Source organism: Flexivirga sp. G2 (assembly GCF_055397625.1).
In genome coordinates this window covers 2,651,542-2,667,145 of sequence record NZ_AP039675.1, presented here as the reverse complement: position 1 = coordinate 2,667,145, position 15,604 = coordinate 2,651,542, and the positions used below count along the sequence as shown (strand labels likewise).

Below are 15,604 nucleotides of genomic sequence, written 5' to 3'. Positions count from 1 at the left end.
TGGCCGTGTCTGATTGTCAACAATCATTTCTGGATGCACCATGATCACGTGACCCAGACTCCCCCTGACGCCACCCTCGGTGGCCTGCGCTCCCGGCCGTTCCCGGAGCAGGAATACCTGACACGGCTCGTCGCCGTTCAGGAGCGTATGGCGGAACGTTCGATCAGTTCGCTGATCGTCGCGGACCCCGCCAACATCTACTACCTGACGGGCTACAACGCGTGGTCCTTCTACATGCCGCAGTGCCTGATCGTCCCGGTCGAAGGGGACTGCCATCTGTTCACCCGGACGATGGACGCGGCGGGTGCGCACTACACGGCGTTCCTCCCGATCGATCGCATCCACGGGTACCCCGACTACCTCGTCAACCGACCGGATGCGCATCCGTTCGACTGGGTGGTCGAGCGGGCGCTGGAGGTCGGCGTGCTCGTCGACGAGGTCGGCGCCTATGTCGCGGCCGAGCTCGACGCGCACTTCTTCTCGGTGCGCAGCTACCTCGCCATCCAGGCCGGACTGCGCTGCTCGTGGCTGGTGGACAGCAACGAACTGGTCAACTGGGTGCGCGTGCGCAAGTCACCGCTGGAGCGCGAAAAGCTCCACACCGCAGGCAAGATCGCGCAACGGGTGATGGAGACGGCGTTGCAGGAGCTGGAGCCCGGGCGGCGGCAGTGTGACGTCGTCGCGGAGATTCAGCACGCGCAGGCACTCGGCGCGCACAAGCTCGGCGGCGACTACCCGGCGATCGTCCCGATGCTGCCGACCGGTGAGACCGCCGGGACACCGCACCTGACCTGGAGCGACCTGCCGCTGCAGAAGGGCGAGGCGACGACCATCGAGCTGGCCGGCGTGTTCCACCGCTACCACGCACCACTGGCGCGCACCGTCGTCCTCGGCAAGGCGCCGCAGAAGCTCGTGGCGTGCGCGGACGCGACCAACGAGGGTATGGCGGCGCTGCTGGAGAAGATGCGACCGGGCAACCGCACCTGCGACGTCCATCGCGAATTCGCCCAGACCATCGGCAAGTACGGCTTGACCAAGGAGTCGCGCATCGGCTACTCGATCGGCATCGGCTACCCGCCGGACTGGGGCGAGCGCACCATGAGCGTCCGCCCGGAGGACGAGACCGTGATCCAGGAGGACATGGCGTTCCACGTCATCCTCGGCATGTGGATGGACGGCTGGGGTTATGAGACCTCGGAGTCGATGCTGATCGGACCGAACGGTCCGGACCTGCTGACCGATGTGCCGCGTGGACTGACAGCGAAGGAGTGAGTATGACGGATCGGATCCGACTGCAGACCCGACTGCCTCTGGCGTCCCGGACGACCGACCTGGTGGGGTCGGTGATCGACTCGAGCACGTCGCTGCTCGCGAGACAACAGCACGACATCGTGCGCTTCGCGATGGGCAGCCCGGCGCCCGAGGCGGTCCCGTCGCAGGTGCTGGGCGAGCTGGCGCAGGCGGAGCTGGGCCGGCCGGACGCCTACGACTATGGCGCGAGCGAGGGCGATCCACGACTGCGCGACGCGCTGCTCGCCGAGCTCGACGGCACGACCGACCGGACGACGTCCGATCGGCTGCTGATCACGGCAGGCGGCATGCAGGGACTCGATCTGGCCTTCAAGCTCTTCGTCGACCCGGGTGATCTCGTCGTGGTCGAGTCACCGACATACACCAACGGTTCGGCGACCGCGATGTCCTACCAGGCGCAACTGCTCGAGGTCCCGGTCGATGACGACGGCATGCAGGTGGACCGGTTGGAGGAGATGGTCGAGCGCGCCGGCCACGCACCGAAGGCGATCTACGCCATCCCGACCTTCCAGAACCCGTCGGGAGCCTCGATGTCGGTCGAACGGCGCCAGCGACTGATCGAACTGACCCGACGCTGGGGGAGTGTGCTCATCGATGACGACCCGTACGGCCGGCTGCGGTTCGCGGGTGACGACGTGCCGTCGTTGCGCGAGCTGGCCGACGGGGATCCGTTGGTCTTCTCGGTCCGGACCTTCTCCAAGGTCATCGGGCCGGGCCTGCGCGTCGGCTGGGTCGACGCCGACCCGTCGCTCCAGCACCTGCTGATCAACGCCAAGCAGGCGATGGACACGTGCACCAATCTGCCGTTGCAACGCGTCGTCGCAGGATTCCTGGAGGGCGGTCACCTGCGCGAGCACCTGACCACGCAGCGGGCCGCATACCGCGACCGCAAGCTGGCCATGCAGAACGCACTCGCGGAGCACTTCGGCGACCGGGCGCGCTGGACGGACCCGGAGGGCGGGTTCTTCCTGTGGGTCACGTTCGACCGAACGGTCGACACCGAGGCACTCTTCGAGGTCGCGCTCGCCGAGGGCGTCGCGTTCATTCCCGGCAACGCGTTCTCCCCGAGCAAGTTCTTCCCGAACGCGCTGCGCCTGTGCTTCGCGTCGTCCACGCCGGAGCGGATCCGGGAAGGTGTCGCACGGTTGGCGCGAGCGGTCGACCGGATGGGGTCTGGCTCATGACCGAATCGGCCACAGCACAACGGGTTTCGCAGCTCGAGGCCGCGGCGCTGCAGTTCATCACGGAAGCGGACGTGGTGGCGCTGACCCAGGAGTTCGTGCGGCAACCGGGTGAGAATCCGCCGGGCGAGGAGGCTGCCCGGGTCAATGCGCTGGTTGCAGCGTGCCGCGCTCGCGACCTCACGGTGCACACGACGTCGGCGGCCGAGAGACGCGACAACGTCACCGCCACCACGACCGGCGGTGACGGCCCCCGGCTGTTGCTGCTCGGGCACACCGACGTGGTCCCGGTGGGGGACGGCTGGACGGTCGAACCGTTCGGAGGCGTCGTGCGCGACGGACGGATCTTCGGCCGCGGTGCCAGTGACATGCTCGGCGGTCTGGCTGCGAGCGTGGTCGCGATGGATGCCGTGCAACGCGCGGCGGCCGCGACCGGCATGCCGCTCATCGGCCGGATCGAACTGGCCGCCACGGTGGACGAGGAGGAGGGCGGCGTCGGGATCCGGCGGTTCATGGCGGATGAGCCGCCGGCATACCTGGGCTGCATCACGGCCGAGCCGACCGACCTGCAGACGATCGTCGCCGCGCGCGGCGACTGCTACCTGGACATCACGGTGCACGGGCGGGCCGCGCACGCCGGCCGTCCCTCGGACGGGCGCAACGCGATCTACGGGGCCGCGCGGGTCATCGAGTCGCTGCGCAGCTGGAACGACGAACTCGCGGCGGAGCCGCACCCGCTCGTCGGGCCGGCCACCTGGAGCGTCGGCATCGTCACCGGTGGACAGGGCACGGCCATCGTGCCGGCCGTCTGTCGGGTGCAGGCCGATCGGCGATTGTTGCCGGGCGAGGATCCCGTCGCTGTCCGTGCCGCGGTCGAGGACCGGATCGACGCACTCCGCCTGGATCGCGACGACCTGCGCGTCGAGGTGGACCTGCCGATGAGCATGCCCGGTTTCGAGACGCCGGCGACGGGTGGCTTCGCGGAGGCGGTCGATCGCGCCCTCGCCGATTCGGGTGGCCCGGGACTGCCGCCGGGCGGGTGGACCGCCGCCTGCGACGGCGGATACGTCAGCCGCGACTTCGGTGTGCCGACAGTGGTGCTCGGCCCCGGCTCGGTCAACGAACAGGCGCACCGGCCGGACGAATCGGTGTCGATCGCCGAGCTGCTGACGGCGGCGCGGACCTATGTGCGGGTCGCGGCACGACTGCTCGCCGTACCAGGGACTAATCTGCTCTCGGCCAGGCAAGGAGACGAGACGGTATGACGAGCGCCGGGACGGAACGCCGTCCCCTCGAACCGGTGATGCGGAAATCCACCGCGGCGATGATCGCCGACAGTGTCCGCGGTGCGCTCGAACGCGGCGACCTCGCGCCGGGAGCACAGCTCGGCGAGGCCGAACTCGCCAAGCAGCTCGGCGTCAGCCGCGGCCCGTTGCGCGAGGGCCTACAGCGACTCACCCAGGAGGGCTTGCTGCTGTCGATCCGCAACCGTGGGCTCTTCGTCATCGAGATGACCCCGGATCGGGTGCGTGACATGTATGTCGCCCGCTCCGCCGTCGAGCGGGCCGCGGCCGAGCAGATCCACCTCGGCGAGCCGGAGGCCGCCGGTGCCGAACTGCTGCAGATCACCGATGCCATGAGTGCGACGGCGGAGGCGGACGACCGCAGCGGCGTCGGAGAGGCCGACATCGCGTTCCACGACGTGCTCGTTCGGCTGTCCGGCAGCCCGCGCCTGGCGCGGATGCATCGCACCCTGCTGACCGAGACCCGGATGGGCATCCACGCACTCGACCCGACCTACGAGGGTGCCGACACCCGCGTCGCCGAGCACCGGGCCATCGCCCAGTCGTTCCTCGACCGGGACCCGGTCGCTACCGATCGACTGCTGCAACTGCACATGGCCGACGCGGTCCAGCGGCTGATCCCGGAGTGAGCCCGGGCACCCGCGTCAGATGCTGATCCCGATGTACTTCACCTCGAGGAACTCGTCGATGCCGGTGCTGCCGCCCTCCCGGCCGAGGCCGGACTCCTTGATGCCACCGAACGGTGCCGCCGGGTTGGACACGACACCCTGGTTGAGCCCGACCATCCCCGACTCGATCCGCTCCGCCACGCGCAGCGCGCGCCGCAGGTCGTTGGTGAACACGTAGGACACCAGGCCGTAGGGCGTGTCGTTCGCGGCGGCGATCACTTCCTCCTCGTCGTCGAACGGGATGATCGACGCGACCGGGCCGAAGATCTCCTCCTTCGCCATCCGGGCGTCGCCCGGGACGTCGAGCAGAACCGTTGGGGGATAGAAGAATCCGGCCCCGTCGGGTGTCTCGCCACCGGTGAGGACACGTGCGCCCCGGGCGGTCGCGTCCGCCACGAGCTCGACGACCTTCGACCGGCCGGCGTCGTCGATGAGCGGCCCCACCTGCGTGCCGTCCGCGATCCCGGGACCGACCCGCAGATCGCCCATGGTCGCCGCGAGCCGCTTCGCGAAATCCTCGGCGACGCTGCGGTGGACGTAGATCCGGTTGGCGGCGGTGCACGCCTCGCCCATGTTCCGCATCTTCGCCGCCATGGCACCGGTGACCGCCTCGTCGAGGTCGGCGTCCTCGAAGACCAGGAACGGCGCGTTGCCGCCGAGCTCCATCGATGTCCGCAGCACGTTGTCGGCGCATTGCGCGAGCAGCACCTTCCCGACGGCGGTCGACCCGGTGAAGGACAGCTTGCGTGCCTTGCCCGACGTGATCAGTGGTTCCATCACCTCGCCGGCCCGGGTGCAGGTGACGATGTTGACTACTCCGGCGGGGACGCCCGCCTCGAGCAGGATCTGTCCGAGCGCCAGCATCGACAGCGGCGTCTGGGCGGCCGGCTTGATGACACTGGTGCACCCCGCCGCGATGGCCGGGCCGATCTTGCGCGTGCCCATCGCCATCGGGAAGTTCCAGGGCGTGATCAGCAGGCACGGACCGACCGGCTGCTTGGTCACCAGGAAGCGCGCGCCACCCGCCGGCGCCGTCTGATAACCACCGTCGATCCGCAACGCCTCGCCGGCGAAGTGGCGGAAGAATTCGGCGGCATAGGTGATCTCGCCGCGGGACTCGGCCAGCGGCTTGCCCATCTCCAGCGTCATCAGCAGGGCGAGGTCCTCGATCCGCTCGATGAGCAGGTCGTAGGCCTTCAGCAGCATGTCGGAGCGCTCGCGGGGCGAGGTGTCGGCGAAGTCGCGCTGCGCGGCAACGGCGGCGTCGAGAGCGCGCTGCCCGTCGGCGGGGGAGGCGTCGGCGACGTGGGTCAACTCGTCGCCGGTCGCCGGGTCGAACACCGCGAACGTCGCATCCTCCGTCGCGGGAGACCACTTCCCGTCGATCAGCAGATCGGTCGGGACCGCGTCCAGCACCCGTGCGGCGGCGGTGGATACGACGTTCTCGTTGCTCATCCCTGCACTCCCATCGCGTTAGTCTGATTGTCGACAATCTAGCAAAACGGCTACCCGAAGGAGGCCTCATGGCTCAGCTCTCCGCAGCACTCAAGCAGGCGACACCGGTCATCGCGACGCACGGCGAAGGTGTGCATCTGTATGACGAGTCGGGTCGGCGGTACCTGGACTTCACCGCGGGAATCGGCGTGACCAGCACCGGGCACTGTCACCCGAAGGTCGTCGCCGCGGCACAGGAGCAGGTCGGGAAACTGATCCACGCGCAGTACACGACGGTCATGCACCAACCGTTGCTGACGCTGACCGAACGACTCGGCGAGGTGCTGCCGACCGGGCTCGACCGGATGTTCTTCGCCAACTCGGGTTCGGAGGCGGTCGAGGCCGCGCTGCGGCTGGCCCGGCAGGCGACCGGGCGGCCGAACATCATGGTCTTCCACGGCGGCTTCCACGGCCGGACCGTCGCGACCGCCTCGCTGACGACGTCCCACACGAGATACAGCGCCGGCTTCTCGCCGTTGATGTCGGGCGTGCACGTCGCACCCTTCCCGAACCCGACCTACTACGGCTGGAACCTAGAGCAGGCAACGGAATTCGCGCTCAAGGAGCTCGATCACGCACTGCAGACGCTGTCACAGCCGAACGAGACCGCCGCATTCCTGGTCGAGCCGGTGCTCGGGGAGGGCGGTTACGTCCCGGGCAACACCGAGTTCTTCGCGGGCCTGCGCGAGCGCGCCGACAGGCACGGGATCCTGCTCATCCTCGACGAGGTGCAGACCGGGTGGGGTCGCACCGGGAAGTTCTGGGCACAGGAGCACTTCGGGATCACGCCGGACATCCTGGTGACGGCCAAGGGCATCGGCTCCGGTTTCCCGCTCTCCGGCATCGCGGCACCCGCCGCATTGATGGAGCAGGTCTGGCCCGGTTCGCAGGGTGGAACGTATGGCGCCAACGCCGTCGCTTGCGCCGCGGCCATCGCGACGCTCGACGTCATACAGGAGGAGGGGTTGGTGGAGAACTCGGCCGAGCGCGGGGCGCAACTCCTCGACGCGCTGCGAACAACGGCCGGCAAGTATGACGCGATCCACGACGTCCGCGGACTCGGACTGATGATCGGGAACGAGTTCCGCGATGCGGACGGCAATCCGGACGGCGCAACGGCCGCCGCGGTCCAGCAGGAGGCGGCTCGACAGGGCTTGCTACTGCTGACATGTGGGCCGTGGGGCGAGGTGGTGCGCTTCATCCCGGCGCTCGTCGTGAGCGAGTCCCAAATTGACGAAGCCTCGGCGTTGTGGGCAGAGTCGGTCGGATTGGTTCTGCAGGGCACCGCACGCTGACGCCCTGCCGGCATCCGGTGAACGGACGTCGTGACAACTGACTGAAAGTGCACGATCCAGCAGGAGGAGCACCCATGCCAGTGGATACGACCACGCACGATGAGGCCGGTGGTTCCGGCCAAGAAGTGGACGAGCCGACGCTGCGACGCGCAGTCGGCGCGTCGATGATCGGCAACGCGACGGAGTGGTACGACTACGGCGTCTACGCCTATCTGACCGCCGAGATCACCAGCAACTTCTTCCCGCACGCCGGGACAGCGGCAACGCTGCTGGTCTACGCGGTGTCGTTCGTCCTCCGTCCGCTGGGCGGCATCGTCTGGGGTCCGATCGGCGATCGGCTCGGTCGCAACAAGGTGATGGCGATGACCATCATCCTGATGGCAGCCGGCACGTTCCTGGTCGGCGTCATACCCAGCTACGACTCGATCGGCTTCTGGGCGCCGGTGCTGCTGGTCCTGCTGCGCATCGTGCAGGGCTTCTCCACCGGCGGTGAGTACGGCGGCGCCGCCACCTTCATGGCCGAGTACGCGCCGGACAAACGACGCGGCTTCTGGGGGTCCTTCCTGGAGTGCGGCACGCTGCTCGGCTTCAGTGGCGGTCTGGCGGTCACGCTGATCCTGCGGGCCTCGCTCGACCAGCATCAGATGGACACCTGGGGCTGGCGCGTTCCGTTCCTGATCGGTCTGCCGCTCGGCCTGGTCGGTCTCTACCTGCGGACCAAGATGGAGGACACCCCGGTCTTCCGCGAGCTGCAGGAGAACGACGAAGCCGAGGAGGCGGCGACCAGTGCGCTGAAGGACCTGTTCAGGGACTACTGGCAGCCGATCCTGCGGCTCTTCCTGTTGGTGGTCGCGCTCAACATCGCCGACTACACCCTGCTGACCTACATGCCGACGTACATGTCCAGCGACAAGCCGGACGGACTCGGCATCTCGGCAACCCAGTCGGACGTGATCCTGCTCATCGGGCAGCTGATCATGACGGTGCTGATCTGGATCGCCGGAGCGAACTCCGACCGGATCGGCCGCAAGCCGATGTGGTGGTTCTCGCTGATCGCGATTTTCGTCCTGTCTGTGCCGTGCTTCTGGCTGATGGGGCAGGGGATCGGCTGGGCGATCGTCGGATTCACCATCCTCGGACTCGTCTTCCTGCCTCAGTTGGGCACCGTGTCCGCGACGTTCCCGGCGATGTTCCCGGCACACGTGCGTTACGCGGGTATGGCGATCAGCTACAACATCTCCACCGCCGCATTCGGCGGCACGGCGTCATTGGTCAACGACGGATTGGTCGACTGGACCGGCAACCGCTACATGCCGGCGTTCTACATGATGCTCGCGATGGTCATCGGCATGATCGGCCTGGTGAAGGTGCCGGAGACTGCAGGTCACTCCATCCGTGGCCGCGGGATACCCGGTGAGGATCCGCCGGAAGAGGAACGCAAGGACCGGAGCGGCATACATAACGTGTCCGGAATCCGTGACGTGTCAAAGGAGTTCGGGACCCGGGGCGGCCGCCCGCGCGACTGAGTTGATCGAGTAGCGAGGGACGAGCGTATCGAGATCAAGTGCTCGGTCGCTTGGTCTCGATACGGGCTCGTGCCTCGCCCTACTCGACTCGCTTGAGCTCGGCGAGCACGGCGTCGGTGAACTCCGTCGTGCTCGCCGAGCCACCCAGGTCACGTGTGCGGGTGCCGTTGGCGAGCACCGCGCCGAACGCCGTCTCGATCGCATCGGCCGCCTCGGGCTCGCCGAGGTGACGCAGCATCATCCCGCCCGCCCAGATGGCGGCGACGGGATTGGCCAGACCCTTGCCGGCGATGTCGGGAGCGCTGCCGTGGACGGGCTCGAAGAGTGAGGGGTGCTCGCGCTCGGGGTTCAGGTTCGCGCTCGGGGCGACACCCAGCGAACCTGCAACGGCCGCAGCCAGATCCGAGAGGATGTCGCCGAACAGGTTGGACGCGACGATGACGTCCAGGCTGTCCGGCGCGAGCACGACGCGGGCTGCCAGCGCGTCCACTAGGACCTTCTCGAGGGTGACCGCCGGGAAGGCCGCGACCGTTTCGCGCGCCACCTCGTCCCAGAACGGCATGGTGTGGATGATGCCGTTCGACTTGGTCGCCGACACCAGACGGCCGCTGCGCTCCGTCGCCAACTCGGCCGCGAAGCGCGTCACGCGCGAGACGCCCTTGCGGGTGAAAATCGCTTCCTGCAAGGCCAATTCGTCCGGTTGGCCCCGACGGAAGCGGCCACCGATCTCGGAGTACTCACCCTCGACATTCTCCCGGACGACCACCACGTCGAGCTTCTTGTCGCCGGCCAGCGGGGAGGGCACGCCGGGCAGCGTGCGGCTGGGGCGCAGGTTGATGTACTGGTCGAACTCGCGCCGGATCGGGATCAACAGACCCCAGAGTGTGACGTCGTCCGGGATGTCGACGTCGCCGACCGCACCGAGCAGTATGGCGTCCGCGTCGGCCATCTGCTCCAGCCCGTCGACGGGCAGCATCCGACCGGTCGCGCGGTAGTGGTCCGAGCCCCAATCGCGTTCACGCCATTGGATGTTGAACCCGAGACGTTCGGCCAGCACGTCGATGCAGGCCGTTGCGGCGGGTGTGACCTCCTGACCGATTCCGTCCCCGGGAATGACATCGACCGTGTAGCTCGCTCCCATCTTGCCGATGGTAGGTCATACATCCTGCGGCGGTGGTTCGGCGGAGTTGCCGTGTTGGGTGCCGAGCACGAGAGCACTCGCGCTCACCACGAGGACCATGCCGAGCAACTTGACTGCGGACAGGTGCTGGCCCAGGACGAGCAGGCCGGCGAGCGCCGCGACAGCGGGCTCGAGCGAGAGCAGGATCCCGAAGACGTTGGGGGCGAGACGCCGCAGCGCGATCATCTCCAGGGAGTAGGGCAGCACCGATGACAGCACCGCGATCCCGATGCCCTTCAGCAACGCCTCCGGACCGATCAGGTCGGCTCCGGCCTCGAGAACACCGAACGGCAACACCACCACGGCAGCCAGCGCCATCGCTATCGCCAAACCGTCCAGTCCGGCGAAGTGCTGACCGGTCCGTCGCGAGGTGACGATGTAGCCCGCCCAACAGGCTCCGGCGGCGAGCGCCAGCAGAATGCCCACCCCGTCCAGGTCGTGCAGGGGAGTGCTGACAGCGCCCGAGACGAGCACCACGCCGATACCGGCGAGCGCAACCGCGGCCGCATCGCGGGTGTGCCGGGACAGCACCGCCGACAACACGAGCGGCCCGATGAACTCGATGGTGACGGCCACGCCGATGGGCAGGCGTTGCAGCGACCCGTAGAAGCACCAGTTCATGGCGCCGAGCGCGAGCGCGTATGACGCGACGGCCCGCCAGTCCGCGCGGGTGCGGCCGCGTAGCGAGGGCCGCGTCCAGGCGAGCACGACGACGGCGGCGAGTGCCAGCCGCAGGGCGACCGACCCGGGCACGCCGACAAGCGGCAGCAGTGTCGCCGCCAGTGCGCCACCGAACTGGACCGAGACGATGCCGCCCAGCACCAGCAGCGGCGCGGGGACAGGCCCCGCGCCGCGTCGGCGTTCCATCACGTGGCGCTCGCGCGACACACAGCGTCACGCGTCATTGCAGCTGATTGATGCGGCCGACCTGGGTGAGCGTCTCCAGGCGCTCGGCGGGCATGTCCTCCTCGACGACGTCCGCACCGGTGGAGGGCGAATGCAGGATGCGTCCGGGTCCGGTGACGATGCCGACGTGGTGGATGGGCTGTCCGGCGTGGGCGAAGAAGTAGAGGTCACCCGGCCGGGCCTGCTCGATCGGGACGATCTCGCAGGCGCGGGACTGGTCGCCGGCGTCCCGCGGGAAGAGAACGCCGAGGCGGCGCAGGCTGTAGTGCACCAGGCCCGAGCAGTCGAGTCCGGCGGGCGAGATGCCACCCCACAGGTAGGCGAGCCCGATGTGGGTGCGTGCCTCGGCCAGGAAGCGGTCGACCGTGGCCGCGTCGCCGCCGGCGGGCAGGGTTTCCGGCGAACCGGACTCGACCGGCTGCAGGTGCGCCGTGCGGACATAACCGGGGTAGCCGGTCGCGCTGCCGTCATACGGCTGCCACGGGGAGGTCACCTGCGTCCAGCCGTCGGTGTCGCCGGAGGTCACGATGACCGGCTCCCCGTGCAGCAGTTCGGAGTCGAAGCGGTCGTAGAGACCGAGTCGGCCTTCCTCGAGCGTCTCCCTGCCGTCCATGTCGGCCAGCCACCGCGGGTGGTCGGGTTGATCGGCGAGCAACGGTGCATCGATCGGGCGCGGCGAATCCGGTGTGGTCCACAGCCCGGTGATGTCGACGTTGACAATTGCCGTCTGCGTGCCATCGATGTTATTTGTCACCATGCCATCAAACACGCTCCGTGCGGTTCGTGCACTCACCACCCCCGCGACCGCCACTCCGTGAGACGCGGACGTTCCGTGCCGAGTGTCGTGTCGTCGCCGTGGCCGGGGTAGACCCAGGTGTTGTCGTCATACCGGCCGAAGATCCGTTCCTCGACATCGTCGATGAGTTGCGCAAACGACTGGTAGTCATAGCGATCCGTTCCGCCGACGCCTCCGGGGAACAGTGAGTCGCCGGTGAAGAGGTGCGTCATGCCGTCGGACCCGCGGAAGGACAACGCGATCGAGCCGGGGGTGTGCCCCCGGAGGCCGACGACGTCCATGGTGAGTGCACCGACCTGCACGGTGTCGCCGTCGTGCAGCGCCCGGTCGACCGCGACCGGGAGGTGCTCGGCGTCGTCCGCGCCGGCGAGGGTGCGTGCGGACGTCGCGGCGACCGCGTCGCGCAGGGCGCCGACGTGGTCGTGGTGCCGATGCGTGGTCGCGATCTGCCGGACCGTGCCGCCGTCCGCGTCGACCATCGCGCGAATGGCGGGCCAGTCGTTCGCGGCGTCGATCAGCAGACCTTCACCGGTGTCCGAGTCGGTGACGAGGTAGACGTTGTTGTCCATGCCGGACACGCTCAGTTTGGTGATCCGGGCGGTTCCGGCGTCGCGGGTGATCGGGGCGTCGCCCGGGCTGACGTGGCCGGCATAGCTCATCGGTGTCTCCTGAGGTCGTCTCGGATTCGGGGTTGTCAGTGCCGCGACCTAGCATGGTCGTCGTGCCAACGCCTCCGTCATCCACCGTGCCAGCAAGTCGGGGTCATGACCACCTTCGGGTGCGTGGTGCCCGTGAGCACAACCTGCGAAACATCTCCATCGACATACCCCGCGACGCCCTCGTGGTGTTCACCGGGTTGTCCGGCTCGGGCAAGTCGTCGCTGGCCTTCGACACCATCTTCGCCGAGGGACAGCGGCGGTATGTCGAGTCCCTCTCGGCATACGCCCGACAGTTCCTGGGGCAGATGGACAAGCCCGACGTCGACTTCATCGAGGGTCTGTCACCGGCGGTCTCCATCGACCAGAAGTCGACGAACCGCAACCCGCGGTCGACGGTGGGGACGATCACCGAGGTCTACGACTACCTCCGCCTGCTCTTCGCACGGGCCGGACGGCCGCACTGCCCGGTCTGTGGCGAGCCGGTCGGCCGACAGACGCCGCAGCAGATCGTCGACCAACTGCTGACCCTGCCCGACCGGACGCGCTACCAGGTGCTGGCGCCGGTCGTGCGTTCCCGCAAGGGCGAATATCTGGAGTTGTTCGCCGAGTTGCAGGCCAAGGGCTACTCGCGGGCCCGGGTCGACGGCGAGGTCGTGACGTTGACCGAGCCGCCGAAGCTGGCGAAGCAGAAGAAGCACACCATCGAGGTCGTCGTCGACCGGCTGGTCGCCAAGGAGGGCGATACCTCCGGCAAGCAACGGCTGACCGACTCGGTCGAGACCGCGCTCGGCCTGGCCGGCGGCGTGCTGCTCGTCGACATGGTCGACCTGGACGCCGACGACCCGGGTCGCGAGCGGCGCTTCTCCGAGAAGATGGCCTGCCCCAACGAGCACCCGCTGTCGATGGACGAGGTCGAGCCGCGCTCGTTCTCGTTCAACAGCCCGTTCGGCGCGTGCCCGACCTGCACCGGCATCGGCACCGAACTCGAGGTCGACGTCGATCTGCTGATCCCCGACCAGGACAAGTCGATCCGCGAGGGCGCCATCCTGCCCTGGGCGCAGGGCGCCCAGTCCTCCGATTACTTCCTGCGGGTGATCGGTGCGCTGGCCGAGGAGCAGAAGTTCTCCCTCGACGTGCCGTGGCGGGCGTTGCCGGAGCGTGCCAAGGAGGCACTGCTGCACGGCAAGAACCACAAGGTGCACGTCAAGTACCGCAACCGCTACGGCCGCGAGCGCAGCTACTCGACCGGGTTCGAGGGCGTCGTCCCGTTCGTCAAGCGGCGACACCAGGAGACCGAGTCCGACTGGAGCAGGGACCGCTACGAGGGCTACATGCGCGAGGTCCCGTGCCCGGCCTGCCACGGTGCCCGGCTCAAGCCCGAGTCGTTGGCGGTGACCATCGGTGGCCGGTCCATCGCCGAGGTGTGCGCGTTGCCTATCTCGGAGTCGGCCGGCTTCCTGGAGACCGTCGACTTCACCGCGCGGGAGCGCAAGATCGCCGAGCGGGTGATCCGCGAGGTCGACGCCCGGCTCGGCTTCCTGCTGGACGTCGGGCTCGACTACCTGTCCTTGGACCGCCCGGCGGCGACCCTGTCCGGTGGTGAGGCACAACGCATCCGGCTGGCGACGCAGATCGGCTCCGGCCTGGTCGGCGTTCTGTATGTCCTCGACGAGCCGTCGATCGGGTTGCACCAGCGGGACAACCACCGGCTGATCGAGACGCTCACCCGGTTGCGCGACCTCGGCAACACGCTGATCGTCGTCGAGCACGACGAGGACACCATCGCCACCGCCGACTGGGTCGTCGACATCGGTCCGGGTGCGGGGGAGCACGGCGGCAACGTGGTCTACTCCGGTGCCGTCAAGGGGCTGCTCGAGGAGGCGGACTCCATCACCGGTGCCTACCTCTCCGGTCGTCGCGAGATCCTGACGCCGGCCATCCGCCGGCCGCAGGACGGGCGCGAGATTATCGTCCGGGGCGCGCGCGAGCACAACCTGCAGAACGTCGATGTCGCCATACCGCTCGGCAATCTCGTTGCGGTCACGGGTGTTTCAGGGTCCGGCAAGTCGACTCTGGTCAACTCGATCCTCTACAACGTTCTCGCCAACCAGCTCAACGGCGCCCGGCACGTGCCGGGACGGCACCGGACGGTCGAGGGTCTCGACCAGCTCGACAAGGTCGTCCACGTCGACCAGAGCCCGATCGGCCGCACCCCGCGCAGCAACCCGGCGACCTACACCGGCGTGTTCGACAACGTGCGCAAGCTGTTCGCCGAGACAACGGAGGCGAAGGTCCGCGGCTACCAGCCCGGCCGGTTCTCGTTCAACGTCAAGGGCGGCCGGTGCGAGGCGTGCAGCGGTGACGGCACGCTGAAGATCGAGATGAACTTCCTGCCGGACGTCTACGTCCCGTGCGAGGTGTGTCACGGCGCGCGCTACAACCGCGAGACGCTCGAGGTGCACTTCAAGGGCAAGACGATCGCCGACGTGCTCGACATGCCGATCGAGGAGGCCAAGGACTTCTTCGCGGCCGTCCCGGCGATCGCCAGGCACATGAACACCCTGGTCGACGTCGGGCTCGGTTACGTCCGGCTCGGGCAGCCGGCCCCGACGCTGTCGGGCGGTGAGGCACAGCGGGTCAAGCTGGCCGCCGAGCTGCAGAAGCGGTCGACCGGGCGCACGATCTACGTCCTCGACGAGCCGACGACCGGCCTGCATTTCGAGGACATCCGCAAACTGCTCGGGGTGTTGCAGGGGCTGGTCGACAAGGGCAACACGGTGATCGTGATCGAGCACAACCTCGACGTGATCAAGTCCGCCGACTGGATCGTCGACATGGGTCCCGAGGGCGGTCACCGCGGCGGAACCGTCGTGGCCACCGGCACCCCGGAGGAGGTGGCGGAGGTCGCCGAGAGCTACACCGGGCAGTACCTCGGCCCGCTGCTCGCGAAGTCCACGCGTGCCGAGCGGCCGTCGCAGACCGGCTCGACCGCGAAGCAGTCGACGGCCAAGAAGACACCGGCCAAGAAAACGCCGGCGAAGAAGACGGCCGCGAAGAAAGCTGCCGCCACGAAGACGACGGCGAAGCGGACCGGTCGGACCAGGACCGCTGCCGCCGTGGAGAAGCCGGCCAAGCCGGCGGCCACGGCGAAGGCGACCCGGACCTCTCCGGTGAAACGGGCGTCCGCGAAGAAGTGATCGATCTCACCCGACCGAGCCGGTCCGCACAGGATTCACCTAGGCCGTCGTCACGAATTGATCATTCAATTACTGCATGCTGGTGCC

The 15,604-nt window shown here is 68.3% G+C and carries 12 protein-coding genes; 7 read left to right on the top strand and 5 right to left on the bottom strand.

Annotation, left to right across the window (positions count from 1 at the left end):
* The first annotated feature begins 48 nt into the window (after positions 1–48).
* The 4 genes from ACZ50J_RS12980 to ACZ50J_RS12965 are packed head-to-tail and all read left to right on the top strand — an operon-like array spanning position 49 to position 4,425.
* Complete coding sequence (locus tag ACZ50J_RS12980) at positions 49–1,272, top strand: M24 family metallopeptidase (protein ID WP_464297572.1); 1,224 nt, start codon at positions 49–51, stop codon at positions 1,270–1,272.
* A 2-nt stretch (positions 1,273–1,274) separates the two neighbouring features.
* Positions 1,275–2,495 (top strand): aminotransferase-like domain-containing protein, encoded by a 1,221-nt coding sequence (locus ACZ50J_RS12975; protein ID WP_464297571.1) that lies wholly within the window; start codon positions 1,275–1,277, stop codon positions 2,493–2,495.
* Positions 2,492–3,757 (top strand): M20 family metallopeptidase, encoded by a 1,266-nt coding sequence (locus ACZ50J_RS12970; protein ID WP_464297570.1) that lies wholly within the window; start codon positions 2,492–2,494, stop codon positions 3,755–3,757. The genes ACZ50J_RS12975 and ACZ50J_RS12970 overlap by 4 nt, the downstream gene beginning before the upstream one ends.
* Positions 3,754–4,425 carry a GntR family transcriptional regulator gene (locus tag ACZ50J_RS12965; protein WP_464297569.1) on the top strand — a complete coding sequence of 224 codons (672 nt, stop codon included), beginning with the start codon at positions 3,754–3,756 and terminating at the stop codon, positions 4,423–4,425. The genes ACZ50J_RS12970 and ACZ50J_RS12965 overlap by 4 nt, the downstream gene beginning before the upstream one ends.
* Before the next feature lie 15 nt (positions 4,426–4,440).
* Here the strand turns inward: ACZ50J_RS12965 and ACZ50J_RS12960 are convergent, their stop codons facing one another.
* Complete coding sequence (locus ACZ50J_RS12960) at positions 4,441–5,919, bottom strand: NAD-dependent succinate-semialdehyde dehydrogenase (protein WP_464297568.1); 1,479 nt, start codon at positions 5,917–5,919, stop codon at positions 4,441–4,443.
* A gap of 68 nt (positions 5,920–5,987) precedes the next feature.
* Between ACZ50J_RS12960 and ACZ50J_RS12955 the strand changes: the two genes are divergently transcribed.
* Both ACZ50J_RS12955 and ACZ50J_RS12950 read left to right on the top strand, forming a co-directional pair.
* Entirely contained in the window at positions 5,988–7,253 is a 1,266-nt protein-coding gene (locus tag ACZ50J_RS12955; protein WP_464297567.1) for an aspartate aminotransferase family protein, read from the top strand.
* A 74-nt stretch (positions 7,254–7,327) separates the two neighbouring features.
* Positions 7,328–8,779 carry an MFS transporter gene (locus ACZ50J_RS12950; protein WP_464297566.1) on the top strand — a complete coding sequence of 484 codons (1,452 nt, stop codon included), beginning with the start codon at positions 7,328–7,330 and terminating at the stop codon, positions 8,777–8,779.
* Between the two features lie 79 nt (positions 8,780–8,858).
* Here ACZ50J_RS12950 and ACZ50J_RS12945 read toward each other — a convergent pair whose 3' ends face one another.
* Genes ACZ50J_RS12945 through ACZ50J_RS12930 form a run of 4 tightly spaced genes read right to left on the bottom strand, consistent with a single transcriptional unit; the run spans position 8,859 to position 12,320 of the window.
* On the bottom strand, positions 8,859–9,920 hold the full coding sequence (locus ACZ50J_RS12945) for a tartrate dehydrogenase (RefSeq protein WP_464297565.1): 1,062 nt from the start codon (positions 9,918–9,920) through the stop codon (positions 8,859–8,861).
* Between the two features lie 15 nt (positions 9,921–9,935).
* A complete protein-coding gene (locus ACZ50J_RS12940) occupies positions 9,936–10,826 on the bottom strand; it encodes an EamA family transporter (protein ID WP_464297564.1) in 891 nt (296 codons plus the stop codon).
* 34 nt (positions 10,827–10,860) lie between these two features.
* Complete coding sequence (locus ACZ50J_RS12935; RefSeq protein ID WP_464297563.1) at positions 10,861–11,619, bottom strand: C40 family peptidase; 759 nt, start codon at positions 11,617–11,619, stop codon at positions 10,861–10,863.
* A 35-nt stretch (positions 11,620–11,654) separates the two neighbouring features.
* Positions 11,655–12,320 carry an MBL fold metallo-hydrolase gene (locus ACZ50J_RS12930; protein ID WP_464297562.1) on the bottom strand — a complete coding sequence of 222 codons (666 nt, stop codon included), beginning with the start codon at positions 12,318–12,320 and terminating at the stop codon, positions 11,655–11,657.
* A 53-nt stretch (positions 12,321–12,373) separates the two neighbouring features.
* On the opposite strand from ACZ50J_RS12930, the gene uvrA reads away from it, so the two are divergent.
* Positions 12,374–15,517 carry an excinuclease ABC subunit UvrA gene (gene uvrA / locus ACZ50J_RS12925; RefSeq protein WP_464297561.1) on the top strand — a complete coding sequence of 1,048 codons (3,144 nt, stop codon included), beginning with the start codon at positions 12,374–12,376 and terminating at the stop codon, positions 15,515–15,517.
* Positions 15,518–15,604 lie beyond the last annotated feature (87 nt).